A 25766-nucleotide genomic window follows, 5' to 3' on the forward strand; every position below is an offset into this window, starting at 1 on the left:
CGGCTTGGCGTCGGTCGGGCGACGTGCGTCTCCGACTGCGTCAAGCCTTCCTTAAGACCGGAATGGTCTTCCTGACGATGAGGGGCGGCGTCATCGTCGCCACGGCGGCGTCCGAGATTGCTCCGCACACGACCAACGCGAAGCCCTGCGTGGGGCCAACGTTGACATCGACCGCAGTTATCCGCGCCTTCCAACGGCCAGCCTTCGCCTGAAGCAGCACCACTTGCACGTTGTTCTCCGTGTCAACGGCCTGGCCTACTACCGAGACACCGTCGACGAACCTGTTGCCCGAGTACACGTCTCCTGTCGGAGTCGCAACCGCCAGATCGAGATGGTTGACGGCGCAGCGGTCCGAACCCACCGCGCCGGGCGGCTCAGTCCAGACCAGTGTCACGGTGAGCCAGCCTTCGCGTTCAGTATCGAAGTCGACGACGGCGGAACCTCCGGCTGCCAAGCCCTCTGAGTTGCGAGCCTGAACCAGAAGGCGTGGCGTCTTCTGGCCGACGGCTGCCGCGGCATCCATCAATCCCCAGCCTCGAGCGACACTGGGCGCCTGGACGTCCTGACCGCTGGCAACCGCGGCACTGATGGCGACGGCGCGCAAGAGGGCGCCGGTTGGCACGAATCCATCCGCCGTATTCGTCTTGCCGTCGCGGTAGCGGCCTTCCATCAACTGCTGGCGTACTAGGACGAGAATGCCCGCAACCCAGGGTGCCGCATAGCTGCTCGCACACTTCGCAGACGGACCAATTCCGTTGCCCGTGCCGATGAGAGCCGACACGACGCCGCAACCCACGCCCATGAGATCAGGCTTTCGGCGTCCATCTGCCGTAGGACCGTTGCAACCGTCTCCCACCTCGTCACCTGAGCCGACGGCAGCCGCACTGACACAGAGTGCGTTCTTCGCAGTACCAGGCTCACCTTGCTCCTCGCCGGTGTTACCGCTGGAGCCGACGATCACATGGTCTTCGTTGAGCCAGCAGAATGCATCGACGTCCGCTGATCCCTGCCCGTAGGTAGCTGGCTTGCAAAACCCCTGTGGTGCTGAATGCCAGCTGTTGCTGTGCACAAATGCGCCTGACTCGGCCGCAGCGGCGAATTCGCTGAGCATCGAAGACTGTTTGAGATCTCCGCGATTGCCGCTGACGACACGCGCACCCCAGGCGACGCCACGGTCCGGATTGGTCCCAGGCTGCGCCAAGTCGTCGCCAACCGCTATGCAGCTGGTAAAGGTCGCATGCTTGCCGGGGCTCGTCTGAGTGACGTTGCGGATCGCGACCACCTTTCGGTGCACATCACCCGGTGTCGGATTCGCCGGATCACGGAAGAAGCTGTGGCCTAGATCCAATGGACCATTGTCGATGATGCCGACGATCTGACCTGTTCCGCTCAAACCCAGTGCCGCGTCGATGTCCGCCCTTCTCCTCGCCGCCGCCTGACTCGATCCGACCACTCGGCAGCCGTCGGCCTCGTCGTCGACCATCTCAGGCACGGGTTGTACCCATCGCACACCATCCAGGCTTGCCGCCGTCGCCGCCAGTCGGGACCCACCGCGCACTCGCAGCACGAAGGCTCCGCCGCGAGACCGGTCGTCCAGTACGGCAATCAGATCGGCCGCGGCGACCATTTCATTCACCTGAGCCAGAACTGTGTCGACTGCTGAGTCGAAGACCACGATATCGAATGGAGCGGGATCGGCCGGCTCATTGTCCTCGAGTTCCGCCCGCACGGCGGCAGGCAGTTTCTGATCACTGCCCAGACGCATCACAGCCCGTATGCGTGGGTCGGCCTGCAGGCGCTCCGCGACGCCCGGCTGCAGGGCCTCCACATACCCCCTCGGCGGCACGTAGTCCGTCAACCGCAGCCCAAAGCGAGATCGGCAATCCGCAATGTCCAGCGCAGTCAGCGAATTCACGAATTGGACCAGCCATGCCGCCACGTTGGTGGCGGGCACAGTGCGGTTGCCCTCGCGCTGCCGGCCTTGCTCGACCAACGGGTCGATTACGTTGCCGGCAATCGACACGCGGTCGTCCGCACCGAACGCGGTCATCGACGAATGCCGCCGACGCCGGAGTTCGATGGAGACCCCATCAGCCGAAAATCACCGTTGATCTCTGCCAGCGTCCACCACACGGCAAGCGAGGTAGGCAACCGCAGATCGAGCTCGACGTCCAAGTCCGTTCCCATCGAACGGGTGACGGCGCGGTAGTCGACGAACCCGAAGCCACCGTCGGGGAGCCTTTGCGCATCCAGGAAGTCGGATATGGCCTTCCTACGGGAGTGACGTAGCGGTGAAAGCGCGTGTGCGGCACGGATCAGTCCGCAGCCGTTAATCAAATCCGATCGCCAAAGGGCTTCGACCGCAATCGCCTCCAACGTGCGAACCCCCATTTGGTCCGCCGACGAAAGCAGCGCAGGACGCCGTGTTCCGTAGCCACCGCATGCGAGTGCTAGCGGCACCAGCGACCCCATCGCTTCAGGAGCGGTGTCGTGGAGCACCGCCCACAATGCGTGAACCGAGGGTTGAGCCGGCATTGCCGACAGGCCGAGAGCGGCAGTCAACAAACGCTTGTCGAACCATAGAAGTTCGGTCTCTTCGTCTGGCGCGGGCTGCGTGACGATCGATGTGATGAGACCAACGAAGACTGACAATGCCGGAATCTCGCTGCCCTGACGAAGGCAAATGGAATGCGCGAGGAGTGTCAGGGCCGCTGGGACTGCTCTTAGTTGCGACACATCAACGATGCAATCGCGGAGCCCCGAGATGACGGTGTCTACGTTCGTCTTTCCAGGATGGCGCGCTTCGACGAGCGTGAGTCCCACAAGCACCTCGATGCCGACGGTGACCTTTCTGCTCTCATGGACGCGATCGACCAAGCCGATCAGCCACTGGGTGTCGAGGTCCGCGCCGTCCGGGGCCTTGACAGGCCCGGGGGCTAGAATCGGACACGATTCCGAGACGGGTTCGACGCGGCGAAGAGAGGCCGTGGCAGCCAATGCGACCACCAGTGTCGTGTGGTACCTCGAACCGAATCGCTTGTCCGGGGCTTCGGCCTCCGAGCCGTCGTCACGATCGACGCGTACGCCCGGAACCGACCCGTCGGAGTCCTGGGCAAGTCCCAGGAGACGCCAAGCACGTGCGTAGACGTCGTCGGGCACGAGCTCGAGGAAATCCCAGCACATCACGAACTCGCCGACGAGGTCCCAATGGCCGCTGCGACCATACCTGACAACCAGATCGCCTATGACACAGCCTAATTCGTTACGGTCGATTGCAGACATACCCTCGAGGCCTGCATTCCCGAGGGCGGTCCCAAACATCACGTCGTGGGTGAGTTCGTACGCCGATCTCGTGTGTTGATAGAGCGCGTCCGGACGACGACCTGCCATGGAGTTACCGACGAGCTCGGCGTAAGAAGGAAGGCCGTGACGAAAACCCCCAAGATCGAGCATCATTCGCTCGATCATGACGTGATGTGGGTGACGTTCCGACTGGTCGAGAAGCCCGGCGTCCAAGGCGCGCTGCACGGCGCATTCGTGTCCGATATCGCGATTACCCGTCGCCACCGCAACGACAGCACACATGCCCGCCCGAAGCACCAACTGGTTGTTCGTTCGAACTGGCTGGTCACGAACCGGTGCAGAGTTGGCCACATCGACGAGCCATGCCAAGATCGTCCGCGCCGGCCCTCCCAGTGACTCGAGACCCGTTCGCAGCAGGCACGCCATCAGAATTGTAAGCTCGGTAAGAGGCTTGATCTGCGACTCGTTGCCGAGACCATCGCGCACGTCGAACGACTCCAAATTGGCCGCAAGCCAATTCAGCGCACCCTTGCGGTAACGCGCAAGATTGGCTTGATCCCCCACATCCGGCGGGTTGGACACTCTCGCGATCCAAGGCCTGCCTTCTGCGCTATTCGGCCTCGGCCATATGAATTAAGGCAAACGTCGGGTAGGCCAGGATGTCGAGTGAATCAGGCTCGTTCTCGGCCTCGGCACGTTCTTGCGATTTCTTGGCAACCGCTTCCGCAAGGGCTGGCAAGTCGAAGATGCTCTGCTTCGCTAACGCCACCATGACGTCCTCGACGGTGACGCGACCGGTCAAGCGAATCGAACCATCATCCGCCATCACAACCCCCAAAGCCGAATCGACACAATTGTCAATAATGCTGATCCGCGTTGCCGTAAAAGTCAACGATTAAGTTTCCTCCTTGACCGCGGGTTGTCTTCGTCATTCCCAACACCCACCGTACGGTCGTGAACTTGACACCTGTCAAGTAAGCTCCCGCGCATGTTGTCGACCGACGTTCTGCCCGACGCACCCACGACCGCCGCCGGGGCCCTTGCGCTGTTCGACGCCGCGCCCGCCGCCGATGCGGAGTTCATGATCGGAACCTGGCGCGGTGCCGAACTGCCGACCCACCATCCCCTCGACGGTCTGCTGGCGGCCAGCGGGTGGTGGGGCAAACAGTTCGTGGACGCCGAGACCGTCCATCCCCTGCTGTTCCCGACCGCCGACGGTTCGGCGCTGTGGGCGCTCAACCCGGCACTGGCCTTCGGCGGCATGGGCCTGGCCACCCGGGTCCCCGGGCTCAAGGGGCTGAACTTCTCGCGTCCGATCACCGCGCTCAAACCGGTCCTGGGCACCACCGCCCCCAAGGCGCGGCTCCGCACGACTCGTTACCGCGGCGTCGACTCGGCCACCATGGTCTACGACCAACTGCCGATCAACGACGTGTTCCGGGTGCTCGACGACACGGCGGGATCCGAAACCGTGCTCGGCGCCATGGATCTTCGCGGCTCGTCGCGTCCGTACTTCTTCGTACTCCGGCGCGACGATTCGCTGCAGGTGCGCTAACCCGTCGTCAGGTACGGCAGCACCGCGGCAGTCAGCTCGCCGATCAACGGCCGCAGGCTTGGAGCGTCGGGATCGTCGGACCGCGACCGCGTCATCATCGACAGCACGGCACGGCGGCCGTTCGGACCGTAGACCACCCCGACGTCGTTGGTGCTGGCGAAGTCGCCGGCGCCGGTCTTGTCGGCACTGGTCCATCCCTCAGGCAACCCCGCGCGAAGACTCGACGTCTGATTGCCGCGCATCCAGCCCTCGAGCCGGTCGCGCTGCTCGCGGGCGAGGACGTCGCCGGTCAGCAGCCGCTGAAAACCAGCGCCGAGGGCGCGCGGGCTGCTGGTGTCGCGAGGGTCGCCATCGATGGCGGAGTTCAGTGCGGTCTCCCACCGGTCGAGCCGGGTCCGGTCGTCGCCGATGCTGCGCGCGAAGTCGGTGACCGCCGGCGGGCCGCCGATGATGCGCAACAGCCAGTTGCCTGCGGTGTTGTCACTGCGCTGCAGCGCCGCCTCGCACAGCTCGCCGATCGTCATCGTCGCCCCGACGTGCTGCTCGGTGATCGGCGAATTCGACACCAGGTCAGCCGGTTCGATGGTCACCGCATCCGACAGGTGCAGCGCTCCGGCTCGTTCGCGCTGCAACACCCGGCCCGCGGCGTAGACCTTGAACGTCGAGCACATGGCGAACGAGTCATCGGCACGGTTGACCATCTGCCGACCCGTGTCCAGGTCGACCGCCCAGATGCCGACCAGCGCGTCGTAGCGATCCTCGAAGGCGCCGAAGTCGACGCCCGAGAGGTCCGGTTCGGCGCGCGCGAGCGTCGTCGACGCCGCGGCGAGACCCGCCAACGCTCCTGCGCCGATGAGCAAGCCGCGCCGGGAGAGCGCCGCCATCAGCCGGCGATCGAGCGCAGCGCCCGCGGCAGGGACCTCTTGGACCGATGCGGTCCGAGTACCGCGGCACCGTAGGGACGATTCAACAACTGCTTGGCCACGGCGTTGACCTCCTCCAGGCTGACCGCGTCGATGAGTTCGAGCGTGTCGTCGATACTGCGGTGGGTGCCAAAGTTCAACTCGCTGCGGCCAATTCGGTGCATGCGAGATCCAGAGTCCTCGAGCCCCAGCACCAGGCCGCCACGCAACGAACCCTTGGCGATCCGGCACTCCGCTTCGGTGATTCCGTCGCGGGCCACCTCGGCCAACACGTCGGAGGCCACCTGGGTGACCTCGCCGAACCGCTCCGGCAGGCACGCGGCGTACACCGACAGCGCCCCCGAATCGGAGAACGTGTCGACGCTGGAGTAGACCGAGTAGGCCAGGCCGCGGCTCTCCCGAATCTGTTGGAACAAGCGCGAACTCAGGCCGCCACCCAGAGCACTGTTGAGCACCGAGAGCGCCCAGCGGTGGTTCCAGTGCCGGCCGGGAGTCCGCACGCCGAGGAACACGTGTGTCTGCTCCCCGTCGCGGTCGACGAGTTCCACGCCCGGCCGTCCCGGCACCCGACCGGTGCCCTTGCGGGGCGCGACGGGTTCACGACCCTTGCTCAGTCGCGGACCGAAGTGCTCCCGCACCAGCGCGACGACCTCGTCGTGGTCGACGTTTCCGGCGACGGCGACGACCATGCGCTCCGGCGTGTACCGCCTCAAGTGAAACGAATGCAGTTGCGTGCGAGTCATCGTCGAGATCGACTCGACGCTGCCGATCACGGGGCGGCCGACCGGGTGCTGACCAAACATCGCCGACAGGAAGACGTCGCCGAGGGTGTCCTCGGGATCGTCGTCGCGCATGGCGATCTCCTCGAGCACGACGTCGCGCTCCACCTCGACGTCCTCGGCGGCACACCGTCCCCGCAACACGACGTCGGCGACCAGGTCGACCGCCAACGCGAGGTCGCTGTCCAGCACGTGGGCGTAGTAACACGTGTGCTCACGCGAGGTGAACGCGTTGAGCTCACCGCCGACGGCGTCCACGGCCTGGGCGATTTGCACCGCCGATCGCGTCGGGGTCGACTTGAACAGCAGGTGCTCGAGGAAGTGGGCGGCACCGGCCACGCTCTGACCTTCGTCACGTGAGCCGACGCCCACCCACACTCCCACGGACGCCGAGCGCACCGACGGGACGAACTCCGTGACTACCCGGAGCCCGCCCGGCAGTGTGCTGCGGCGGACGTGGTCAGCTGATCCCGATGACGCGAGGCGCGAAGAATCAGACTGTCGCGGCATCGGCGGGTTCGGCACCCGTGTCCGTTGCGGCCGCCGGAGCGCTCTCGGGCGACGCTCCCGCTTCCCCATCGTCGGCGACCAAGACCAGCGAGATCTTCCCGCGGTTGTCGATGTCGGCGATCTCGACGCGCAGCTTGTCGCCGACCTTGACGACGTCCTCGACCTTGTTGATCCGCTTGCCGCGACCCAACTTCGAGATGTGCACCAGGCCGTCACGACCGGGCAGCAGCGACACGAAGGCGCCGAAGTCGGTGGTCTTCACCACCGTGCCGAGGAACCGCTCACCGATCTTGGGCAGCTGCGGGTTGGCGATGGCGTTGATCAGGTCGATCGCCGCCTGGGCCGCCTCGCCGTTGGACGCGCCCACGAACACGGTGCCGTCGTCCTCGATCGAGACCGACGCACCCGTCTGCTCGGTGATCGAGTTGATCATCTTGCCCTTGGGCCCGATGACCTCGCCGATCTTGTCGACCGGCACCTTGATCGTGGTGATCCGCGGCGCGTACAGGCTCATCTCGTCGGGCTCGTCGATGGCCTCGGCCATGACCTCGAGGATGGTGATACGCGCGTCCTTGGCCTGGGCCAGCGCACCGGCCAGCACCTTGGACGGGATGCCGTCGAGCTTGGTGTCGAGCTGCAGGGCGGTGACGAAGTCCTTCGTGCCTGCGCACTTGAAGTCCATGTCGCCGAACGCATCCTCGGCGCCGAGGATGTCGGTCAGGGTGACGAAGCGACGCTCGGTCTTCCCGTCAACCTCGACGTCGTCGGACACCAGGCCCATCGCGATGCCGGCCACCGGCGCCTTGAGCGGCACACCGGCGTTCAGCAGCGACAGCGTCGACGCACACACCGAGCCCATCGAGGTGGAACCGTTGGAGCCCAACGCCTCCGAGACCTGACGAATGGCGTAGGGGAACTCCTCGACGCTCGGCAGCACGGGCATCAGCGCACGCTCGGCGAGCGCACCGTGGCCGATCTCGCGACGCTTGGGCGAGCCCACGCGACCAGTCTCACCGGTGGAGAACGGCGGGAAGTTGTAGTGGTGCATGTAGCGCTTGGACGTCTCCGGCCCCAGCGAGTCGATCTGCTGCGCCATCTTCACCATGTCGAGGGTGGTGACGCCCATGATCTGAGTCTCGCCGCGCTCGAACAGGGCGCTACCGTGCGCCCGCGGGATGACGGCCACCTCGGCGGACAGCGCACGGATGTCGGTGATGCCGCGGCCGTCGATGCGGAAGTGGTCGGTGAGGATGCGCTGGCGCACCAGCTTCTTGGTCAGCGAGCGGAACGCCGCGCCGATCTCCTTCTCGCGACCCGCATAGGTCTCGCCAAGACGATCCAGCACCTCGGCCTTGATTTCGTTGGTGCGGTCGTCGCGCTCTTCCTTGCCCGCGATGGTGAGCGCCTTCGACAGTTCGTCGGTGGCCACCGAGGACACCGCGTAGAACACGTCGTCCTGGTAATCCGGGAACACCGGGTAGTCGGCGACGGGCTTCGCGGCCGCGTCGGCCAGTGCCTTCTGCGCGTCGCACAGGGCGGCGATGAACGGCTTGGCGGCTTCGAGGCCCTCGGCCACGACGGCTTCGGTCGGCGCACCCGCGCCGCCGGCGATCAGCTCGATCACCTTGTCGGTGGCCTCGGCCTCGACCATCATGATCGCTACGTCGTCCCCGGCCTTGCGGCCCGCGACCACCATGTCGAACACGGCACCCTCGAGCTGCTCGACGGTGGGGAACGCCACCCACTGGCCGTCGATCAGGGCGACGCGGACGCCGCCGACCGGGCCGGAGAACGGGATGCCCGAAATCTGGGTGGACGCGGACGCGGCGTTGATCGCCAGCACGTCGTACAGATCCTTGGGATCCAGGCTCAAGACGGTGACGACGACCTGGATCTCGTTGCGCAGCCCGGAGATGAAGGTTGGCCGCAGCGGCCGGTCGATCAGACGGCAGGTCAGGATCGCGTCGGTGGACGGGCGGCCCTCGCGGCGGAAGAACGAGCCGGGGATGCGACCCGCGGCGTACATGCGCTCTTCGACGTCGATCGTGAGCGGGAAGAAGTCGAAGTGGTCCTTGGGCTGCTTGCTGGCCGTGGTGGCGCTCAGCAGCATGGTCTCGTCGTCGAGGTAGGCGACGACGGAGCCGGCGGCCTGCTTGGCCAGCCGGCCGGTCTCGAAGCGGATGGTGCGGGTGCCGAAGCTCCCGTTGTCGATCACGGCGGTCGATTCGAAGACGCCGTCTTCGATTTCAGTTGCAGACATACGTGTGTCAGGCCTCTTTGGTTCTCGTGTGGTGCGCAATGGCACCCCTTTTTCGCGCGTCACGCGGGAGAACCCGGGAAATGCAGACGGCCGTCGATCGAAGCGGTCGGAGCCTCCCCAATGTCGGGGCTCCGGCAGCCACTACCGAAGACCGCCCATTCGATGACGGGTCCTGCAGGTGACGCACTGGAACGGTGCCCGCGGATATGCGCGAACCGCACCGATGTCAGAGCCAGAACATGGCTCAAAACACGTTCATGTTACACCGGAGCAATCTCTCGACCCACGAGCGGCTTCCAGCCGGGAAGCCGCGCCGGCGCTCACCGCGACACGAACGCAGCCAGCCCCGTCGCCGGGGCGACGGGGCTGGCCCGAGGTTCGCGTGTGGGACTAGCGACGCAGGCCCAAGCGCTCGATCAACGAGCGGTAGCGCGCGACGTCGACCTGCGCGATGTACTTGAGCAGACGGCGACGACGGCCGACGAGCAGCAGCAGTCCGCGGCGCGAGTGGTGGTCGTGCTTGTGCTTCTTGAGGTGCTCTGTGAGATCGGAGATGCGCTTGGTCAGCATCGCGATCTGGGCCTCCGGCGAACCGGTGTCCGTCTCGTGCAGGCCGTACTGGCCGAGAATTTCCTTCTTTTGCTCAGTGGTGAGCGACATCAGATGAACTCCATCCATGGGTTCGCGTGGGAACTAATTGAGGCACGGCCGCCGCGAACTGCAGCGCACGCCAGGACGCCCGGGAGTCTAACAGCGCACCGGCACGGACACCGAATCCTCAGGACTGCGCGAGGACCGCCCTGGCGCGCTGCGTGTCGCGGTCCATTGCCACGACGAGGTCGTCGACCGAGTCGAACTTCTCCTGGCCGCGGATCCGCGAGACGAAGTCGACTGCGACGTGCTGGCCGTACAGGTCGGCCTCGGTGTCCAACACGAAGGCCTCGACCGTTCGGGTCCGGCCGGAGAACGTCGGATTGGTGCCGACCGACACCGCCGCCTCGTATCGCTCACCCGGGGTGACGGTGCCCATCACCGGGCCGTGCCCCAGCACGGTGAACCACGCCGCGTAGACGCCGTCGGCCGGGATCGCCGAATACATCGGCGGCGCGACGTTGGCGGTCGGGTACCCCAGGCCACGGCCGCGACCGTCACCGCGCACCACGACTCCCTCCACGCGGTGCGGCCGGCCCAGGGCCTCCGCCGCGGCGACCACGTCGCCGGCGTCCACACAGGACCGGATGTAGGTCGAGGAGAAGGTGACGGTCTCGTCGCGGGCGGTACCCGAGGCTTCCGCGACCAGGGACATGGCCTCCACCGCGAACCCGGCCCGCTCGCCGGCCTTGCGCAGCATGGTCACGTTGCCACCGGCCTTCTTGCCGAAGGTGAAGTTCTCCCCCACGACCACTTCGACCACGTGCAGCCGCTCGACGAGCAGTTCGTGGATGTAGCGCTCCGGGGTGAGCTTCATGAAGTCCGAGGTGAACGGCATGACGAGGAAGACGTCGACGCCCATCTCCTCGACGAGTTCGGCCCGCCGCGTCAGCGTGGTGAGCTGAGCGGGATGGTTGCCGGGGAACACGACTTCCATGGGGTGCGGGTCGAAGGTCATCAGCACCGTCGGCACGTCGCGCGACCGGCCCGCCTTGACCGCGTGGTTGATCAGTTCGGCGTGGCCGCGGTGGACACCGTCGAACACACCGATCGTGAGGACGCACCTGCCCCAGTCCGTGGGGATCTCGTCTTGGCCCCGCCAGCGCTGCACGAAGGCAAGCCTACGACGCCGCCATCCGGCTGGCACCGTCAGCTCCCCGGACGGACATCGAGGTGCCTAAACTGCTCGACCATGAGCACCGACGACACCGCGCGCGACTTGTCAGCGGTGGCCGAGGACTACCTGAAGGTGATCTGGACGGCCCAGGAGTGGTCGCCGGACAAGGTCAGCACCAAGATGCTGGCCGAACGCATCGGAGTGTCGGCCAGCACGGCCTCGGAGTCCATTCGCAAGCTCGCCGACCAGGGTCTGGTCGACCACGAGAAGTACGGCGCCGTGACGCTTACCGACGCGGGCCGCCTCGCCGCACTCGCCATGGTGCGCCGCCACCGGTTGATGGAGACGTTCCTGGTGCGCGAGCTTGGCTACGGCTGGGACGAGGTGCACGACGAGGCCGAGGTGCTCGAGCACGCCGTGTCCGACCGGATGCTCGACCGCATCGACGCCAAGCTGGGCTTCCCCACCCGCGACCCGCACGGCGACCCGATCCCGGCCCGCGACGGGCAGGTGCCCGCCCCCGATGCGCGACAGCTGTCGATGTGCCACGACGGCGACACCGCCACCGTGGCCCGCATCTCCGACGCCGACCCGGAGATGCTGCGCTACTTCACCGACGTGGGCATCACCTTGGATTCGCGCCTGACGGTCCTGGCACGACGGGACTTCGCCGGCATGATCTCCGTCGGTGTGGAACAGCCAGGCAGCCCGGCTTCGGCCACCACCACCGTGGACCTGGGAAACCCTGCGGCAGAAGCGATCTGGGTGGTCTGACGACTACAGGGTCGACGGCCGGATGACCACCACGGACTTGGTCCGGGCTCCGTCGTCGGACAGCAGCGCGATCACCCGCCCGTCGGCGGCCGTCGCGGCGTACACCCCGTCGACGCCCGCAGGCGTCAACGCGCGGCCGTTCGACGCGGCGTCCACCTCGTCGTCGGAGAGATCCCGACGCGCGAACCCCAACAGACACGCCTCGTCCAGCGAGTAACTCAGCTGCGGCGCCTCGGCCAGCTGGTCCAGCGTGCGCGCCTCCTGCAGCCCGTAACGGCCCACCCGGGTGCGGCGCAGTGCGGTGAGGTGACCGCCGACGCCCAGCCGCTCGCCGACGTCGCGCGCCAACGCCCGCACGTACGTGCCCGACGAACAGTCGACCTCGACGTCCACGTCGACGACGTCCCCCACCCGGCGCACGGCGACCACGTCGAAGCGCGAGATCCGGACCCGTCGAGCGGCCAGCTCGACCGTCTTGCCCTCCCGTGCGAGCTTGTACGCCCGCTGACCGTCGACCTTGATGGCGCTGACCGCCGACGGGATCTGGTCGACCTCGCCTCGCTGGGTGGCCACCGCTGCCTCGATCTCGTCGTCGGTGACGTGTGTGGCCGAGACCGTCTGCAGCACCTCGCCTTCGGCGTCCTCGGTGGAGGTGGTCAGACCCAGCCTGATCGTGGCGGCGTAGGACTTGTCCGTCGCGGTCAGCAACCCGAGGATCTTGGTGGCTCGCTCGACGCCCACCACCAACACGCCGGTGGCCATCGGATCCAGCGTGCCGGCGTGCCCGACCTTGCGGGTACCGAACACCCGCCGGCAGCGGGCGACGACGTCGTGGCTGGTCATGCCGGCGGGCTTGTCGACGATCACCAAGCCGGGGGGTGCCGCGGCACTCACAGCACAATCGCCGTCAGCACCAGCCCGCCGTCGACCGACCAGCGTCCCGACAGCGACGTCAGCGGCGGTCCCGACTCGGCCCGGGGATCGACGAGGATTTCCGAGGTGAAGGTGCCCGTGCCGCCGGACCCGTCGACGGTGAAGGTGATCCGGGCGTCCTCGAACCCGAGCCACCGGTGTGTCAGCGGAAACCACGCCTTGTAGGTGGCCTCCTTGGCGCAGAACAGGATTCGATCCCAGTGCGCACCGCCGGGCAGCGTGCCGAGTTCGGCTCGCTCGGCGGGCAGGCTGATGGCGTCGAGCACGCCCTTGGGCAGCACCGCGTGCGGCTCGGCGTCGATGCCGACGGAGCGGACCTCGCTGGCCCGCCCCACCACCGCACCGCGGAATCCCTCACAGTGCGTGAGGCTGCCGACGACCCCGTCGGGCCAGCACGGCTCGCCCTTGTCTCCCTTGAGGATTGGCACCGGCGGCAACCCGAGGTCGCCGAGCGCTTGGCGAGCGCAGTGCCGCACCGTGACGAACTCGTTGCGCCGCTTGGCCACCGAGCGCGCGATCAGCGGCTCCTCCTCGGGCAACGGCACCAGATCGGCCGGGTCGGCGTACATCTCGGCCGAGGCGATCACCGGCGGGACCACGTGGGACAGCAACGCCCCCGTCACGACCGCCTGCTCCTGATCTTCTCCTGCATCTTCTCCGCGTTGGCCCGCATCTCCGGGGTGATCTCGAAGTGACCACCGAAGTCGTTGAGATAGCCGGGCGGATACTGCGGATCGGGCAGGATCTGGCGCATCCACCTATAGGGCTTGCGGCGCCGCCACTCTCGCGGATAACCCACCGACACCTCTTCGAAGCGCACCCCGTCATACCAGGTGGTGCGGGGAATGTGCAGGTGTCCGTACACCGAGCACAGCGCGTTGTACCGGGTGTGCCAGTCCTTGGTGGCGGTCGTCCCGCACCACAGCGCGAACTCGGGATAGAACATCGCGTCGCAGGGTTCGCGCACCAACGGGAAGTGGTTCACCAGAATCGACGGCGTCAGCCAGTCCAGATCCTCGAGCCGCTCCCTGGTCACCTTCACCCGCTCGCGGCACCACGCGTCGCGGGTGGCGTAGGGCTCGGCCGAGAGCAAGAACTCGTCGGTGCCGACCACGTTGCGCTCGCGGGCGATTGCCAGACCCTCGGCCTTGGTGGCGGTGCCCTCGGGCAGGAACGAGTAGTCGTAGAGCAGGAACATCGGCACGATGGTCGCCGGCCCACCCTCGTCGTTCCACACCGGATAGGGATGCTCCGGGGTCACGATGCCCATCTCGTCGCACATGGTGACCAGGTAGTCGTAACGCGCCTTGCCGAAGATCTGCATCGGATCCTTGGCGGTGGTCCACAGCTCGTGGTTCCCGGGCACCCAGATCACCTTCGCGAACCGCTTGCGCAGCAGATCCAGCGACCACCGAATCTCGTCGGTGCGCTCGCCGACGTCGCCGGCGACGATCAACCAGTCCTCGGGCGAGGACGGATGGAGAGACTCGGTGACGGGCTTGTTGCCGGTATGGCCGACGTGGAGGTCGCTGATCGCCCACAGCGTGGGATGGCGACGGTCGTGAGACTGCGGAGACACAACGGTCCAGCCTACGTGCGTCGGCGACGGCAATCCCACCCGGCAACTAGAACGTGTTCTGCTTTTTGGCCCGATCGCGGACCCGACGCTTGTACACTCCCGCCAATGGACGACGAGCGCACCAGGAGTGCCATGTGCGGCAGAATCCGCCTGGCGTCGGCGGTGTGCGCGCTGGTCGCGGCGGTCCTGGTGGTCTGGCAGGCCAACCCGCTGACCTCCCCCAGCGCCGGGTCCGTGCAGCTGCGGTCGACGTCGATCCCCATCAGCGGGGTGTCCAGCAGCATCAAGTGGCCGGTGGTCGAGACCGTGAACCCCCGCCCGTTCGACCCGTGCGACGACATCCCGGTCGACGTGATCGACAACCTCGGGCTGGGTTTCACCCCGCCCGAACACGAAGACGGTCTGCGCTGCCACTACGACGCGGGCAACTATCAGATGGCCGTCGAGGCGTTCGTGTGGCGCACCTACGAGCAGACGTTGCCCCCCGACGCCGTCGAGATGGACATCGGCGGACACCGGGCCGCGCAGTACTGGATCCTCAAACCGTCCGACCGCAACAACCGCTTCTGGTTCAGCTGCATGATCGCCTTCGACACCAGCTACGGCGTGCTGCAGCAGTCGCTGTTCTACGCCCCGGTCTACAGCGCCGACGACGTCGACTGCATGCAGACCAACCTGCAGCGCGCGCAGCAGTTGGTGCCCTACTACAAATTCTGAGCGTCGGGCACGTGCGTAACGTGCACGGCGTGGCTTCCCGACTGAGCGCCAAGCGCATTGCCTCGCACACCCTGAGCCGAGCCCTACGCCTCCCCCCGCCCATCACGGGCTTCACCGTTCGGCGCGCAGTACCGGTGCCCATGCGCGACGGCGTGGACCTCCTCGCCGATCACTACGCCCCGCGCACCGCCGACCCCAAGGGCACGTTGCTCGTCCGCTGCCCGTATGGCCGCGCGTTTCCGTTCTCCACCCTTTTCGGCACCGTCTACGCCGCCCGCGGGTACCACGTGGTCATCCAGAGCGTGCGCGGCACGTTCGGCTCCGGCGGCGACTTCACCCCCATGGTGCACGAGGTCGCCGACGGCGCCGACACCGTGGCCTGGCTGCGCCACCAGACCTGGTTCACCGGGTCGTTCGCCACGATCGGGCTGTCCTACCTCGGCTTCACCCAGTGGGCCATCCTGATGGACCCGCCGCCGGAGCTGGCCGCCGCGATCATCACCGTCGGCCCCCACGACTTCAGTGAATCCGCCTGGGGCACGGGCTCCTTCACCGTCAACGACTTCCTCGGCTGGAGCGACATGATGTCGCACCAGGAGGACGGCGGCCGGTTGCGCAACATCGTGGGGCAGATTCGTTCGCGACGCCGGGTGGCCCGCACCGCCAACCAGGCTCCGTTGGGACCCTCCGGGCGCACCATGCTCGGCGCCGGCGCGCCGTGGTGGGAGTCCTGGGTCGAGCACCCCGATCGCGACGACCCGTTCTGGGAACCGTTGCGGCTCACCGACGCCTTGGACCGCGTCGACGTGCCGGTGCTGCTGTTCAGCGGCTGGCAGGACCTGTTCCTCGACCAGACGCTCGGCCAGTTCGCGCACCTGCGCGACCGAGGGGTCACCACGGCGCTGACCGTCGGCTCGTGGACCCACACGCAGGTGATGACCCAGGGCGCGCCGACCGTCCTGCGGGAGTCTCTGGCGTGGCTCGACGAGCACCTCGGCGGTACGCCGGCCCCGTCGCGGAGCCCGGTGAATGCGCACGTGCACGGCGACGAGTGGCTCGAGCTGGACTCGTGGCCGCCGACGATGCCCGAGCGCGTCTTCCATCTCCAACCGGCACACCGGCTCTGCGAGGAGCCGGCGGACGCGCCATCGGAGTCTCGCTCGGAGTTCACCTTCGACCCCGCCGACCCGACTCCCACCATCGGCGGTCGCCTGCTGTCACCGGAGGGCGGGTACCGCGACGACGGCCGACTGCCGCTGCGCTCCGACGTGGCCGACTTCACCGGCGACCCCCTGGCCGCAGACCTCTACCTCGTCGGACGCCCGGTCGTCGAATTGTCGCACTCGTGCGACAACCCGCACCACGACCTCTTCGTCCGCCTGAGCCAGGTGGACCCCGACGGTCGGTCCACCAACGTCACCGAGGGATTCGTCAGGCGCACGGCCAGTTCCGGCGCCGACCCCGAGGTGGTTCGCCTCCAACTCGACGACGTGGCGCACCGATTCCCGGTCGGGTCCAGGTTGCGAGTCCTGGTCGCCGGAGGGTCACATCCGCGGTTCGTCCGCAACCTCGGCACCGACGAACCGGCGGTGTCCGGGACGACGATGGCGCGTCAGCGGCACACCGTGCACCACGGCGCGGGCGCGGTGTCGCGGCTGCTGCTGCCCGCCGGAACGCAGCCGCCGTCACGCCACTGACGCCCTGACCCGGTCGGCCACGTCGGCCAGCATCTCGTCGTCGTGGACGGGGTCGCCCCACCGCACCTCGACCGGCAGGTCCAGCCAGCTCTTGCAGCCGGCGAAGGAGGGATCGCGGGGTAGGCGCACCGGTTCGGCCAGCGGTCGGGCCTGGACCACCAGCACCGTCAGCCGGTGCCGGGGCCGGAAGTCCAGCCGATCGGACTTCACCGACTCCGCCGTCCAGACGTGGGTGTCGGCCACCGCCTCGAGCCCGTCGGGCCGGTCGACGGGGATCGCCGCGACGACGCGCGCACCGGCCCGCAACACCACGTCGTCCTCGGTGCTGTCCGGCGCGGCGGTCGCCAGCAGGTGTCGGTGCTCGGCTCGCACCCGTTCGGCGTGACCGTGCGCGACGGTGGGAAAGAACACGAACTCCCGAGCCGCGACGTCGAAGCGCTTTTCGTGGATGCCGCCCTTGCGGAGCAGCACCGTCTGACGACCGTCGAGCATCGCGTGCACGGCCGCGGCCCACTCCTTGAGCGCCGGGGTGCTCACCTCGCGGCGAGTCGAGCCCGCACCTCGGGACGCCTTAGCGGCGGAACCGTCTTCGGCGGCTGCCTGCGCGGCGGCAACACCGCCAGCAGACGAGTCGTCGTGGCGGTCACCTCGGCGACGGCGGCCTCGAACGCCTCGGCGTTGGCCGCCGTCGGACGGGTGACGCCGCTGACCTTGCGGACGTATTGACGGGCGGCGGCCTCGATCTCCTCGGCCGTCGCCGAGGGCTCCAGGCCACGCAGTTCGGTGATGTTGCGGCACATGCCGTCAACGATAGGTCGACCGGTCGATACGGTGAAGGCATGCCGAGCCCGGAATCCGTCTTGCTGGTTGACACCACCGACCGGGTTCGCACCCTGACCCTGAACCGGCCTCGCGTCCGCAACGCCCTCTCCGCGGAGCTGCGGACCCAGTTCTACGCCGCTCTGCACGACGCCGAGGCCGACGACGCGGTCGACGTGGTCATCCTCACCGGGGCCGACCCCGTGTTCTGCGCGGGCCTGGACCTGAAGGAACTCGGCGACACCACCCAGCTACCGGACATCTCGCCGAAGTGGCCCGCCATGGGCACCCCGGTGATCGGCGCGATCAACGGGGCGGCCGTCACGGGCGGCCTGGAACTGGCGCTGTACTGCGACATCCTGATCGCCTCGGAGCACGCGCGGTTCGCCGACACCCACGCCCGGGTCGGGCTGCTCCCGACGTGGGGCCTGAGCGTTCGCCTGCCGCAGAAGGTCGGCATCGGGATGGCCCGGCGGATGAGCCTGACGGGTGACTATCTCTCCGCCCACGACGCCCTCCGGGCGGGGCTGGTGACCGAGGTGGTCCCTCACGACGACCTGCTGCCCGCGGCCCGCGCGGTCGCGGCCTCCATCGTCGGCAACAACCAGAAGGCGGTCCGCGCGCTGCTGGAGTCCTACCACCGCATCGACGAGCAACAGACCGACGCCGGCCTGTGGATCGAAGCCACCTCGGCCACCCGGTGGATGGCGGTCACCTCGGGCGACGACGTCGCCTCCAGCCGGGCGTCCGTGCTGGAACGCGGCCGCGCCCAGGTCCGCTGAGCGATGCCCGACGTCTCGCGCAGGACGGTCCTGGCCGGCGGCGCCGTCGTGGCGGGCGGCGCGGCGGCGTTCGGTGGGTATCAGTTCCTCCGGCGGCCGGGCCGCACCGACTCGGCAGCAGGCGGGGGCGGCAAACCCAACATCCTGGTCATCCTCGTCGACCAGATGCGTGCCCCTCAGTGGTTCCCCGGCACCGACGCCCTCGACGCGTACCTGCCCAACCTGGCACGTCTACGGCAGAGCAGCGTCTCCTTTGGTGCGCATTACACCGCGTCCAACGCCTGCACCCCGTCTCGGGGCGTGCTGACCACCGGGCTGTACTCGCATCAAACCGGGTGCCTCTACACCGGCGAGGGCCCCAGCGAGTCGAGCCTCGCCCCGCAGTTCCCCACCTGGGGCACGATGCTGCGCGAGCAGGGCTACCGAACGTGGTGGTGGGGCAAGTGGCACCTCGGCGCGGCCGCCGACACCACCCCCGACGGCCTCGACGCACACGGGTTCGGCGGCGGCACCTACCCGTCCCCCAACGGCGCACCCAACCAGGGGCTGCGCCGAGATCCCGGCATCACCGACCAGTTCGTCGAGTGGTTCGACGCCCACGCCGCCGACGGACCGTGGTGCACGACCGTCTCGCTGGTCAACCCGCACGACATCATGTGGTGGCCCAAGACGCCGCTGCCGCAGGACGTTCCACGGGTGTTCACCGCGACCCCACCCAACTTCGAGACCCCGGACGACCTTCGGCGGCGCGGCAAACCCCAGCTGCAGGTCGACTACGTCGACTTCATCGCGCCGCTGCTCGCCGGTGCGCTCCCGTTCGACGGACCCGACGTCGACGCGCAGTGGGCCCGCGGGCTCGACGTCTACCTGTGGCTGCAACAACAGGTCGACCGCCAGATCGGCAGGGTCCTCGACACACTGGCGGCGCGCCCCGAGGTCGACCGCGACACCGTCGTCGTCTTCACCTCCGACCACGGCGAGTACGGCGGGTCCCACGGCATGCGTGGCAAGGGCGCGGCGGTCTACGACGAGGCGATCCGGGTGCCGCTCTACATCCGCGACCCCGCCGGCCGTCTCACACCGTCGGCCAGCGAGATACGCACGCAGTTGACCTCGAGCGTCGACCTCGCGCCGATGCTCCTGACGATCGGCACCGGGGGCAACGGGTGGCGCAGCGATCCCCGCTACGCGCACCTCGTGACCCGCGCCGACATCGCCTCCATCGCGGCACACCCCACCGAGCGGGGCCGGCCGTGGATCGCCCACGTCACCGACGACATCACCGTGGAGGAGATGGCAGGAATGCTGACCACGGCGGGGATGCCGGCCGCCCCAGCGACGAGGCCCGGCGAGGTGCCCACCTCGGCGCCCAGCCACATCGTCGCGGTCCGCACCCCGGCCGGGAAGCTGGGTGTCTACTCCCACTGGAAACCCGGGACCATGGTGACCGACCCGACCCGCGGGGTGGAGCACGAGCTGTACGACTACTCGACGCCGGACGGCCGTCGGGAGATGGACGACGCGTCCGGGCGAAGCGCGGTGCAAGCCACCCTGCAAGCCTTGCTGGACGGGGAGGTGACGGCCGAGATCAACGCCCCGTTGCCGGCCGCCCTTCAGGAGGCCCAGGAACTAGGGCTGGCCAACATGAAGGAGCTCTCCGCCGCCCGCGGCGGGTGAGGTCAGCCGGCGCCCGCCACCAGCCAGCGACCCGAGAACGCGCGCCACCCGACGAATACCAACCGCAGCAGCATGAACGTGGTCAGGCCCGACCAAATGCCGACCAGGCCCCAGCCGTGGATCAGCGACAGCCAGATCAGCGGCAGGAATCCAACCAGTGCGCTGGCCAACGTGGCGTTGCGCATGAACGTGGCGTCACCCGCCCCGAGCAGCACCCCGTCGAGGGCGAAGACGACGCCTGCGATCGGCAACTGGGCCACCAGGAACCACCACGGCACTCCGATGGCGTCGAGCACCGACTCGTCGGAGGTGAACAACCGCGGCAGGGCCGAGGACCCGAGTGCGAAGATCGCCGCCAGCACCGCCGCGGCGACGGTGGAGAAGATGCCGACCCGCCAGGCGACCGACTTGGCGTGCGAAAGAAGACCCGCGCCCAGCGCCGCACCGACCAGGGACTGCGCGGCGATGGCCAACGAATCGAGCACCAGCGCAAGGAAACTCCACAATTGCAACACCACCTGGTGTGCGGCCAGCGCGGCCGCCCCGAATCGCGCCGCCACCGCCGCCGCAGAGACGAAGCACGCCTGGAACGCCAAGGTCCGCACCACGAGGTCGCGACCCATCACTACCTGCGCGCGCAGCACCGTCAGATCCAGCCGCAGCGGCACCGCCTCGACCAGCAGCGCCCGGCAGAACAACAGACCCGCCAACCACTGGCCGACCAGGTTGGCCACCGCCGACCCGCTCAACCCCAGGCGCGGCGCACCCAGCCAGCCGTACACCAGCACCGGGCACAGCACCGCCGACACCGCGAAGCCGGCGACCACGTATCGCAAGGGCCGCGCGGTGTCCTGAACGCCGCGCATCCAGCCGTTGCCCGCCAACGAGATCAAGATCGCCGGTGCGCCGAAGATCGCGATCCGCACCCACGGGAGGGCCTCACGTGCGATCTCGCCGCCGTCGGCGATCGCCGCGAGGATCGGAACGGCCGTCGCCTGCACGACCACCACCACGACCGTCCCCAAGGCGACGCCGAGCCAGGTGGCCTGCACGCCCTCGCCGACGGCCGCGGCCCGGTCACCGGCGCCGAAGAAGCGCGCAGCCCGCGCGGTCGTGCCGTAGGACAGGAACGTCAGCTGGGACGACAGCAGGGACAGGATCAGGCCGCCGACGGCCAAGCCGGCCAGGGCGACGGCGCCGAGGCGGCCCACCACGGCGATGTCGAACAACAGGTACAGCGGTTCGGCGGCCAGCACCCCGAGTGCGGGCAACGCCAACGCGGCGATGCGACGGCCGGTGACCGGTTCAGCCAACGTGCGTGTGGGGGGTCTCAGCCGAGGACATCGGTCAACGCCTTCACCACGGCGTCGGCGGGCCCGGTCGCCGAGTAGCCCGCGGCGAGCCGATGGCCACCACCGCCGAATCCGCTGGCAACCGTCGCAAGGTCGACCTCGGACTTGGCGCGCATGGACACCGCCCACTGCTGCGGCTCGATCTCCTTGAACACCGCCGCCACTTCGGCCTGGGCCGTCGTGCGGACGATGTCGACGACGCTCTCGACCTCCTCGGGCCGGGCGTTACACCAATCTTGATGTCCGACAACGGCATACACCAGACCACGACCGGCTGCCGCCTCGGGCACCAGCTGAGCGGACCCCAGCACGCGCGACAGCATCGGCAGCCAGGAGAAGGGATGCGTGTCCAACAACGCGCGACTGATCGAGGCGTTGTCGACCCCCAGCCGCAGCAGCCGGGCGGCCAGCTGGTGGGCTCGCTCGCTGGCCCAGCGGAACGATCCCGTGTCGGTGGTCAGGCCGGCGTACAGGCAGTGCGCAACCCGCTCGTCGATCGGCTTGCCCCAGGCGTCCAGCAGCTCCGCGATCAGCATCGTCGTCGAATCGGCCGACGGGTCGACGTAATTGGCCGTGCCGAACAACTGATTGGACGCGTGATGGTCGATCACCAGCACCGCGCGCCCCGGCGCCGCCAACGCGGACAAGTCACCGAGCCTGTTGACGCTGGGGACGTCGACGGTGACCACCAGATCGGCGTCGTCGCGCATCGCGCCCGGTTCGACGAGCAGATGCCCACCGGGCAGCGACTGCAACGACTCCGGAAGGTGCGCCGGTGCCGCGAACCCGACCTCGACGCTCTTGCCGGCCGCCTCCAGGACCAGCGCCAAGGCAAGCCCGGCCCCGATGGTGTCCGCGTCGGGGAACACGTGACACACCACGCTGACCGAGTTCGCCGCGTCGAGGAGCTGAGCAGCTTCCCCACCGTCGACGTTCGACGATGACCGAGTCAGATCAGTCTTCGGGTCGATCGCGGTCATAGATGTCCTCAGGGTCGAGCACGTCGTTGGTGTCCTCGGGCCCCCCGGCCACGTCGTCGCCCCCCGACACACGGTACGGGTCGGCATCCCCGGCCGGGGTGGCACCCTGCCGAATCCGCGCCAAGTCGGCGTCCGCCTGACGCGCGCGGGCCAGCAGGTCCTCCATGTCGCGTGCCGTGTCCGGCAGCTTGTCGAGGACGAAGGTCAACGTCGGCGTGAACCGCACACCGGTTCCGGCGCCGACCTTGGACCGCAACACACCCTTGGCGCGTTCCAGCGCCGCGGCCGCTCCCTCGTAATCCGGTTCGTGGTCGAGGGTCTCGCCTCGAACCGTGTAGAACACCGTCGCATCGTGCAGGTCGCCCGTGACCTTCGTGTCCGTGACGGTCACGAAGGCCAGGGGCGGATCCTTGATCTCGAACTCGATGGCCGAGGCGACGATGGTGGCGATGCGTTTGGACAGCTTGCGTGCCCGCCCCTCGTCGACCATCAATACTCCTCGCGCGAGCGCTCGTCAGCCATCTAGACCCGCTCTTTTTCGACCAGCTCGTAGGCCTCGATGACGTCGCCTTCCTTGATGTCGTTGTACGTCACCGTCAGACCACACTCGTACCCGTCGCGCACCTCGGTGACGTCGTCCTTCTCCCGCTTGAGCGAGGAGATGGTGACCGTCTCGGCCACCACGACGTTGTCGCGGATGAGACGTGCCTTCGCGTTGCGGCGGATGATGCCCGAGGTGACGAGGCAGCCGGCGATGTTGCCGACCTTCGACGACCGGAAGATCGCGCGGATCTCGGCGCGGCCGAGTTCCTTCTCCTCGTAGACGGGCTTGAGCATGCCCTTGAGCGCGGACTGGATCTCGTCGATCGCCTGGTAGATCACCGAGTAGTACCGGATGTCGACGCCCTCGCGGTTGGCCAGCTCGGTGGCCTTGCCCTCCGCGCGGACGTTGAACCCGATGATGATCGCGTTGGACGCCGACGCCAGGTTGACGTTGGTCTCGGTGACGCCACCGACACCGCGGTCGATGACGCGCAGTTCGACCTCGTCGCCGATCTCGATGCCCAGCAGGGCCTCCTCCAGCGCCTCGACGGTGCCGGAGTTGTCGCCCTTGAGGATCAGGTTCAGCTGGCTGGTCTCCTTCAGCGCGGCGTCCAGATCGTCCAGGCTGATGCGCTTGCGGCTGCGTGCGGCCAGCGCGTTGCGCTTGCGTGCACTACGCCGGTCGGCGATCTGGCGGGCGATCCGGTCCTCGTCGACGACCAGGAGGTTGTCACCGGCACCGGGCACCGACGTGAAGCCGACGACCTGGACCGGACGCGACGGGGTCGCCTCCTCGACGTCCTCGCCGTGCTCGTCGACCATCCGTCGGACACGCCCGTAGGCGTCACCGGAGACGATCGAGTCGCCGACCCGCAGCGTGCCGCGCTGGATGAGCACGGTGGCGACGGGTCCGCGGCCACGGTCGAGGTGAGCCTCGATCGCTACACCCTGAGCCTCCATGTCGGGGTTGGCCCGCAGGTCCAGCGATGCGTCGGCGGTCAGCAGCACCGCTTCGAGCAGCGCGTCGATGTTGGTGCCCTGCTTGGCGGAGATGTCGACGAACATGGTGTCGCCGCCGTACTCCTCGGCCACCAGGTTGTACTCGGTGAGCTGCGCCCGGATCTTGGCCGGGTCGGCACCTTCCTTGTCGATCTTGTTGACCGCCACCACGATCGGCACGTCGGCCGCTTGCGCGTGGTTGAGCGCCTCCACCGTCTGCGGCATGACGCCGTCGTCGGCGGCGACCACCAGGATGGCGATGTCGGTGGCCTTCGCACCACGGGCACGCATGGCGGTGAACGCCTCGTGACCCGGGGTGTCGATGAAGGTGACCAGTCGCTCGTTGCCGTCCAGTTCGGTGAGGACCTGGTAGGCACCGATGTGCTGAGTGATGCCGCCGGCCTCGCCCTCGCGGACGGTGGCGTTGCGGATCGTGTCCAGCAGTCGGGTCTTGCCGTGGTCGACGTGGCCCATCACCGTGACGACCGGCGGACGGAACTCGAGGTCCTCCTCGCCGCCCTCGTCCTCGCCGTAGGTCAGGTCGAACGACGACAGCAGCTCGCGGTCCTCGTCCTCCGGGGACACGACCTGCACGACGTAGTTCATCTCGCTGCCGAGCAGCTCAAGCGTCGAGTCGTCCACCGACTGGGTGGCGGTGACCATCTCGCCGAGGTTGAACAGCGCCTGGACCAATGCGGCCGGGTTGGCGTTGATCTTGTCGGCGAAGTCCACCAGCGACGCGCCGCGGGCCAGCCGGATCGTCTCGCCGTTGCCGTGGGGCAGCCGCACGCCACCGACGACCGGTGCCTGCATGTTCTCGTATTCGGCGCGTTTTGCCCGCTTCGACTTGCGGCCGCGGCGCACTGCGCCACCGGGCCGACCGAACGCACCTGCGGCACCGCCACGCTGACCGGGACGGCCACCGCCGCCGCCACCACCTGGACGACCGCGGAAACCACCTGCGGGTGCGCCACCGGGGGCACCGGCGCCACCGGCGCCGCCACCACGGTAGTTACCGCCACCGGCACCGGGGGGACCACCGGGACGACCGCCGCCACCGGGTCCACGGGCACCGGGGCCGGGACGAGGCCCGCCGGGACGACCGGCCGCACCTGGCCGGGCGCCGGGCGGACGGGGAGGCATGTTGCCGGGGGTCGCACCCGGGCGGGGTCCGCCACCCGGACGCGGGGGGCCACCCGGACGCGGCGGACCGGCCGGCCCACCTTGCGGCGGGCGCGGTGCGGGCCGCTCGACGGGCACCTGGGTGGAGAACGGATTGTTGCCGACGCGAGGCGCACGGCCTGCGGGCTTGGGCGCCGGGCCCGGTCGCGGCCCTGGGGTGGGGCTGGGGCTGGCCGGTGCGGCGGGGGCAGCCGGGGTCGCCGGGGCGGCCGGTGCGGCTTCGGCCTGCGGAGCCGCGGCCGGGGCGGCGGCAGCCACCTGCGGCGCGGGGGCCGGGGGTGCCGGGGTGGGCTGTGGCGCGGGGGCCGGCTTCGGGGACGGTCGCGGACCGCCGGGCTTGGGGGCCGACGACCCGGTCGACGCCGACCCGCCGTTGGACGACGGGGTCGCCGGGGCGGCGGGGGCCGCGGGTGCGGCGTTCGACGACGCGGACTTGCCGCCGCCACCAAGCGCCTCACGGAGACGACGGGCGACGGGTGCTTCCACGGTCGACGATGCCGATTTGACGAATTCGCCTTGCTCGCTCAGCCGGGCGAGTACTTCCTTGCTGGTGACACCGAGTTCTTTGGCCAACTCGTGCACGCGGGCCTTGCCTGCCACTACTTCTCCTCATCTGGAGGCGACAGCAGTGGGC

The 25766-nt window shown here is 68.4% G+C and carries 23 protein-coding genes; 6 read left to right on the forward strand and 17 right to left on the reverse strand.

The annotated features are described in order from the left end of the window. Window positions 1-40 precede the first annotated feature (40 nt). The 3 genes from H7K45_RS22675 to H7K45_RS22685 are packed head-to-tail and all read right to left on the reverse strand — an operon-like array spanning window position 41 to window position 4195. Window positions 41-2050 carry a S8 family serine peptidase gene (locus H7K45_RS22675; RefSeq protein WP_263998220.1) on the reverse strand — a complete coding sequence of 670 codons (2010 nt, stop codon included), beginning with the start codon at window positions 2048-2050 and terminating at the stop codon, window positions 41-43. Continuing rightward, a complete protein-coding gene (locus H7K45_RS22680; protein ID WP_263998221.1) occupies window positions 2047-3885 on the reverse strand; it encodes a DUF6895 family protein in 1839 nt (612 codons plus the stop codon). Before H7K45_RS22680 ends, H7K45_RS22675 begins: the two co-directional genes overlap by 4 nt. A 28-nt stretch (window positions 3886-3913) precedes the next feature. Then, the gene (locus H7K45_RS22685) at window positions 3914-4195 is read right to left on the reverse strand and encodes a hypothetical protein (RefSeq protein ID WP_263998222.1); all 282 of its coding nucleotides are present in this window, start codon (window positions 4193-4195) and stop codon (window positions 3914-3916) included. Window positions 4196-4291: 96 nt separating this feature from the next. Between H7K45_RS22685 and H7K45_RS22690 the strand changes: the two genes are divergently transcribed. Further along, window positions 4292-4858 carry a DUF4334 domain-containing protein gene (locus H7K45_RS22690; protein WP_263998223.1) on the forward strand — a complete coding sequence of 189 codons (567 nt, stop codon included), beginning with the start codon at window positions 4292-4294 and terminating at the stop codon, window positions 4856-4858. On the opposite strand, the gene bla is transcribed toward H7K45_RS22690, so the two are convergent. The 5 genes from bla to H7K45_RS22715 all read right to left on the reverse strand — a co-directional run bounded on the left by bla (window position 4855) and on the right by H7K45_RS22715 (window position 11092). Continuing rightward, window positions 4855-5742, reverse strand: a complete 888-nt coding sequence (gene bla / locus H7K45_RS22695; RefSeq protein WP_263998224.1) for a class A beta-lactamase — start codon at window positions 5740-5742, stop codon at window positions 4855-4857. The two genes, H7K45_RS22690 and bla, sit on opposite strands and share 4 nt — an antisense overlap. Beyond that, the gene (locus tag H7K45_RS22700; RefSeq protein ID WP_263998225.1) at window positions 5742-7070 is read right to left on the reverse strand and encodes a M16 family metallopeptidase; all 1329 of its coding nucleotides are present in this window, start codon (window positions 7068-7070) and stop codon (window positions 5742-5744) included. Before H7K45_RS22700 ends, bla begins: the two co-directional genes overlap by 1 nt. Further along, window positions 7054-9330, reverse strand: coding sequence for a polyribonucleotide nucleotidyltransferase (locus H7K45_RS22705; protein ID WP_263998226.1), 2277 nt, complete (start codon window positions 9328-9330; stop codon window positions 7054-7056). The genes H7K45_RS22700 and H7K45_RS22705 overlap by 17 nt, the downstream gene beginning before the upstream one ends. 390 nt (window positions 9331-9720) lie before the next feature. Next, a complete protein-coding gene (gene rpsO / locus H7K45_RS22710) occupies window positions 9721-9990 on the reverse strand; it encodes a 30S ribosomal protein S15 (RefSeq protein WP_263998227.1) in 270 nt (89 codons plus the stop codon). 118 nt (window positions 9991-10108) lie between these two features. After that, a complete protein-coding gene (locus H7K45_RS22715) occupies window positions 10109-11092 on the reverse strand; it encodes a bifunctional riboflavin kinase/FAD synthetase (protein WP_263998228.1) in 984 nt (327 codons plus the stop codon). An 81-nt stretch (window positions 11093-11173) separates the two neighbouring features. Between H7K45_RS22715 and mntR the strand changes: the two genes are divergently transcribed. Beyond that, complete coding sequence (gene mntR / locus H7K45_RS22720) at window positions 11174-11872, forward strand: manganese-binding transcriptional regulator MntR (RefSeq protein ID WP_263998230.1); 699 nt, start codon at window positions 11174-11176, stop codon at window positions 11870-11872. A gap of 3 nt (window positions 11873-11875) precedes the next feature. On the opposite strand, the gene truB is transcribed toward mntR, so the two are convergent. Genes truB through pptH form a run of 3 tightly spaced genes read right to left on the reverse strand, consistent with a single transcriptional unit; the run spans window position 11876 to window position 14384 of the window. Next, on the reverse strand, window positions 11876-12766 hold the full coding sequence (gene truB, locus H7K45_RS22725; protein ID WP_263998231.1) for a tRNA pseudouridine(55) synthase TruB: 891 nt from the start codon (window positions 12764-12766) through the stop codon (window positions 11876-11878). Further along, on the reverse strand, window positions 12763-13374 hold the full coding sequence (gene pptT, locus H7K45_RS22730; protein ID WP_263998413.1) for a 4'-phosphopantetheinyl transferase PptT: 612 nt from the start codon (window positions 13372-13374) through the stop codon (window positions 12763-12765). The genes truB and pptT overlap by 4 nt, the downstream gene beginning before the upstream one ends. Window positions 13375-13424: 50 nt before the next feature. Next, on the reverse strand, window positions 13425-14384 hold the full coding sequence (pptH, locus tag H7K45_RS22735) for an ACP phosphodiesterase PptH (protein ID WP_263998232.1): 960 nt from the start codon (window positions 14382-14384) through the stop codon (window positions 13425-13427). A gap of 132 nt (window positions 14385-14516) precedes the next feature. Here pptH and H7K45_RS22740 point away from each other — a divergent pair, with 132 nt between their 5' ends. Next, the gene (locus H7K45_RS22740) at window positions 14517-15101 is read left to right on the forward strand and encodes a DUF3558 domain-containing protein (protein WP_263998414.1); all 585 of its coding nucleotides are present in this window, start codon (window positions 14517-14519) and stop codon (window positions 15099-15101) included. A gap of 29 nt (window positions 15102-15130) precedes the next feature. Continuing rightward, complete coding sequence (locus H7K45_RS22745; protein WP_263998235.1) at window positions 15131-16798, forward strand: CocE/NonD family hydrolase; 1668 nt, start codon at window positions 15131-15133, stop codon at window positions 16796-16798. On the opposite strand, the gene H7K45_RS22750 is transcribed toward H7K45_RS22745, so the two are convergent. Together H7K45_RS22750 and H7K45_RS22755 are read right to left on the reverse strand one after the other, a co-directional pair. Next, a complete protein-coding gene (locus H7K45_RS22750; RefSeq protein WP_263998236.1) occupies window positions 16787-17335 on the reverse strand; it encodes a DUF1802 family protein in 549 nt (182 codons plus the stop codon). The genes H7K45_RS22745 and H7K45_RS22750 overlap by 12 nt on opposite strands. Continuing rightward, window positions 17332-17598, reverse strand: a complete 267-nt coding sequence (locus tag H7K45_RS22755) for a DUF2277 family protein (RefSeq protein ID WP_263998237.1) — start codon at window positions 17596-17598, stop codon at window positions 17332-17334. Before H7K45_RS22755 ends, H7K45_RS22750 begins: the two co-directional genes overlap by 4 nt. A gap of 39 nt (window positions 17599-17637) precedes the next feature. On the opposite strand from H7K45_RS22755, the gene H7K45_RS22760 reads away from it, so the two are divergent. Together H7K45_RS22760 and H7K45_RS22765 are read left to right on the forward strand one after the other, a co-directional pair. After that, on the forward strand, window positions 17638-18399 hold the full coding sequence (locus tag H7K45_RS22760; protein ID WP_263998239.1) for an enoyl-CoA hydratase: 762 nt from the start codon (window positions 17638-17640) through the stop codon (window positions 18397-18399). A 3-nt stretch (window positions 18400-18402) separates the two neighbouring features. After that, window positions 18403-20076, forward strand: coding sequence for a sulfatase-like hydrolase/transferase (locus tag H7K45_RS22765; protein WP_263998240.1), 1674 nt, complete (start codon window positions 18403-18405; stop codon window positions 20074-20076). Between the two features lie 2 nt (window positions 20077-20078). On the opposite strand, the gene H7K45_RS22770 is transcribed toward H7K45_RS22765, so the two are convergent. The 4 genes from H7K45_RS22770 to infB are packed head-to-tail and all read right to left on the reverse strand — an operon-like array spanning window position 20079 to window position 25732. Beyond that, window positions 20079-21389 (reverse strand): MATE family efflux transporter, encoded by a 1311-nt coding sequence (locus tag H7K45_RS22770; RefSeq protein WP_263998241.1) that lies wholly within the window; start codon window positions 21387-21389, stop codon window positions 20079-20081. A gap of 17 nt (window positions 21390-21406) precedes the next feature. Continuing rightward, window positions 21407-22408 carry a DHH family phosphoesterase gene (locus H7K45_RS22775; protein WP_263998242.1) on the reverse strand — a complete coding sequence of 334 codons (1002 nt, stop codon included), beginning with the start codon at window positions 22406-22408 and terminating at the stop codon, window positions 21407-21409. Further along, window positions 22383-22898, reverse strand: a complete 516-nt coding sequence (rbfA, locus tag H7K45_RS22780; RefSeq protein ID WP_263998243.1) for a 30S ribosome-binding factor RbfA — start codon at window positions 22896-22898, stop codon at window positions 22383-22385. Before rbfA ends, H7K45_RS22775 begins: the two co-directional genes overlap by 26 nt. Window positions 22899-22930: 32 nt before the next feature. Next, window positions 22931-25732, reverse strand: coding sequence for a translation initiation factor IF-2 (gene infB, locus H7K45_RS22785; protein WP_263998244.1), 2802 nt, complete (start codon window positions 25730-25732; stop codon window positions 22931-22933). Window positions 25733-25766 lie beyond the last annotated feature (34 nt).

The organism is Mycobacterium yunnanensis (assembly GCF_025823185.1).
Classification (GTDB): Bacteria; Actinomycetota; Actinomycetes; order Mycobacteriales; family Mycobacteriaceae; genus Mycobacterium; species Mycobacterium yunnanensis.

Excerpts from the sequence above, each read along its gene's own strand:
- H7K45_RS22700 (WP_263998225.1), bottom strand. The coding sequence starts at position 7,070 with ATGCCGCGACAGTCTGATTCTTCGCGCCTCGCGTCATCGGGATCAGCT.
- H7K45_RS22675 (WP_263998220.1), bottom strand. The coding sequence starts at position 2,050 with ATGACCGCGTTCGGTGCGGACGACCGCGTGTCGATTGCCGGCAACGTA.
- H7K45_RS22690 (WP_263998223.1), top strand. The coding sequence starts at position 4,292 with ATGTTGTCGACCGACGTTCTGCCCGACGCACCCACGACCGCCGCCGGG.
- H7K45_RS22705 (WP_263998226.1), bottom strand. The coding sequence starts at position 9,330 with ATGTCTGCAACTGAAATCGAAGACGGCGTCTTCGAATCGACCGCCGTG.
- H7K45_RS22775 (WP_263998242.1), bottom strand. The coding sequence starts at position 22,408 with ATGACCGCGATCGACCCGAAGACTGATCTGACTCGGTCATCGTCGAAC.
- bla (WP_263998224.1), bottom strand. The coding sequence starts at position 5,742 with ATGGCGGCGCTCTCCCGGCGCGGCTTGCTCATCGGCGCAGGAGCGTTG.
- pptT (WP_263998413.1), bottom strand. The coding sequence starts at position 13,374 with ATGTACGCCGACCCGGCCGATCTGGTGCCGTTGCCCGAGGAGGAGCCG.
- H7K45_RS22740 (WP_263998414.1), top strand. The coding sequence starts at position 14,517 with ATGTGCGGCAGAATCCGCCTGGCGTCGGCGGTGTGCGCGCTGGTCGCG.
- mntR (WP_263998230.1), top strand. The coding sequence starts at position 11,174 with ATGAGCACCGACGACACCGCGCGCGACTTGTCAGCGGTGGCCGAGGAC.
- rbfA (WP_263998243.1), bottom strand. The coding sequence starts at position 22,898 with ATGGTCGACGAGGGGCGGGCACGCAAGCTGTCCAAACGCATCGCCACC.
- H7K45_RS22755 (WP_263998237.1), bottom strand. The coding sequence starts at position 17,598 with ATGTGCCGCAACATCACCGAACTGCGTGGCCTGGAGCCCTCGGCGACG.
- H7K45_RS22765 (WP_263998240.1), top strand. The coding sequence starts at position 18,403 with ATGCCCGACGTCTCGCGCAGGACGGTCCTGGCCGGCGGCGCCGTCGTG.
- H7K45_RS22760 (WP_263998239.1), top strand. The coding sequence starts at position 17,638 with ATGCCGAGCCCGGAATCCGTCTTGCTGGTTGACACCACCGACCGGGTT.
- rpsO (WP_263998227.1), bottom strand. The coding sequence starts at position 9,990 with ATGTCGCTCACCACTGAGCAAAAGAAGGAAATTCTCGGCCAGTACGGC.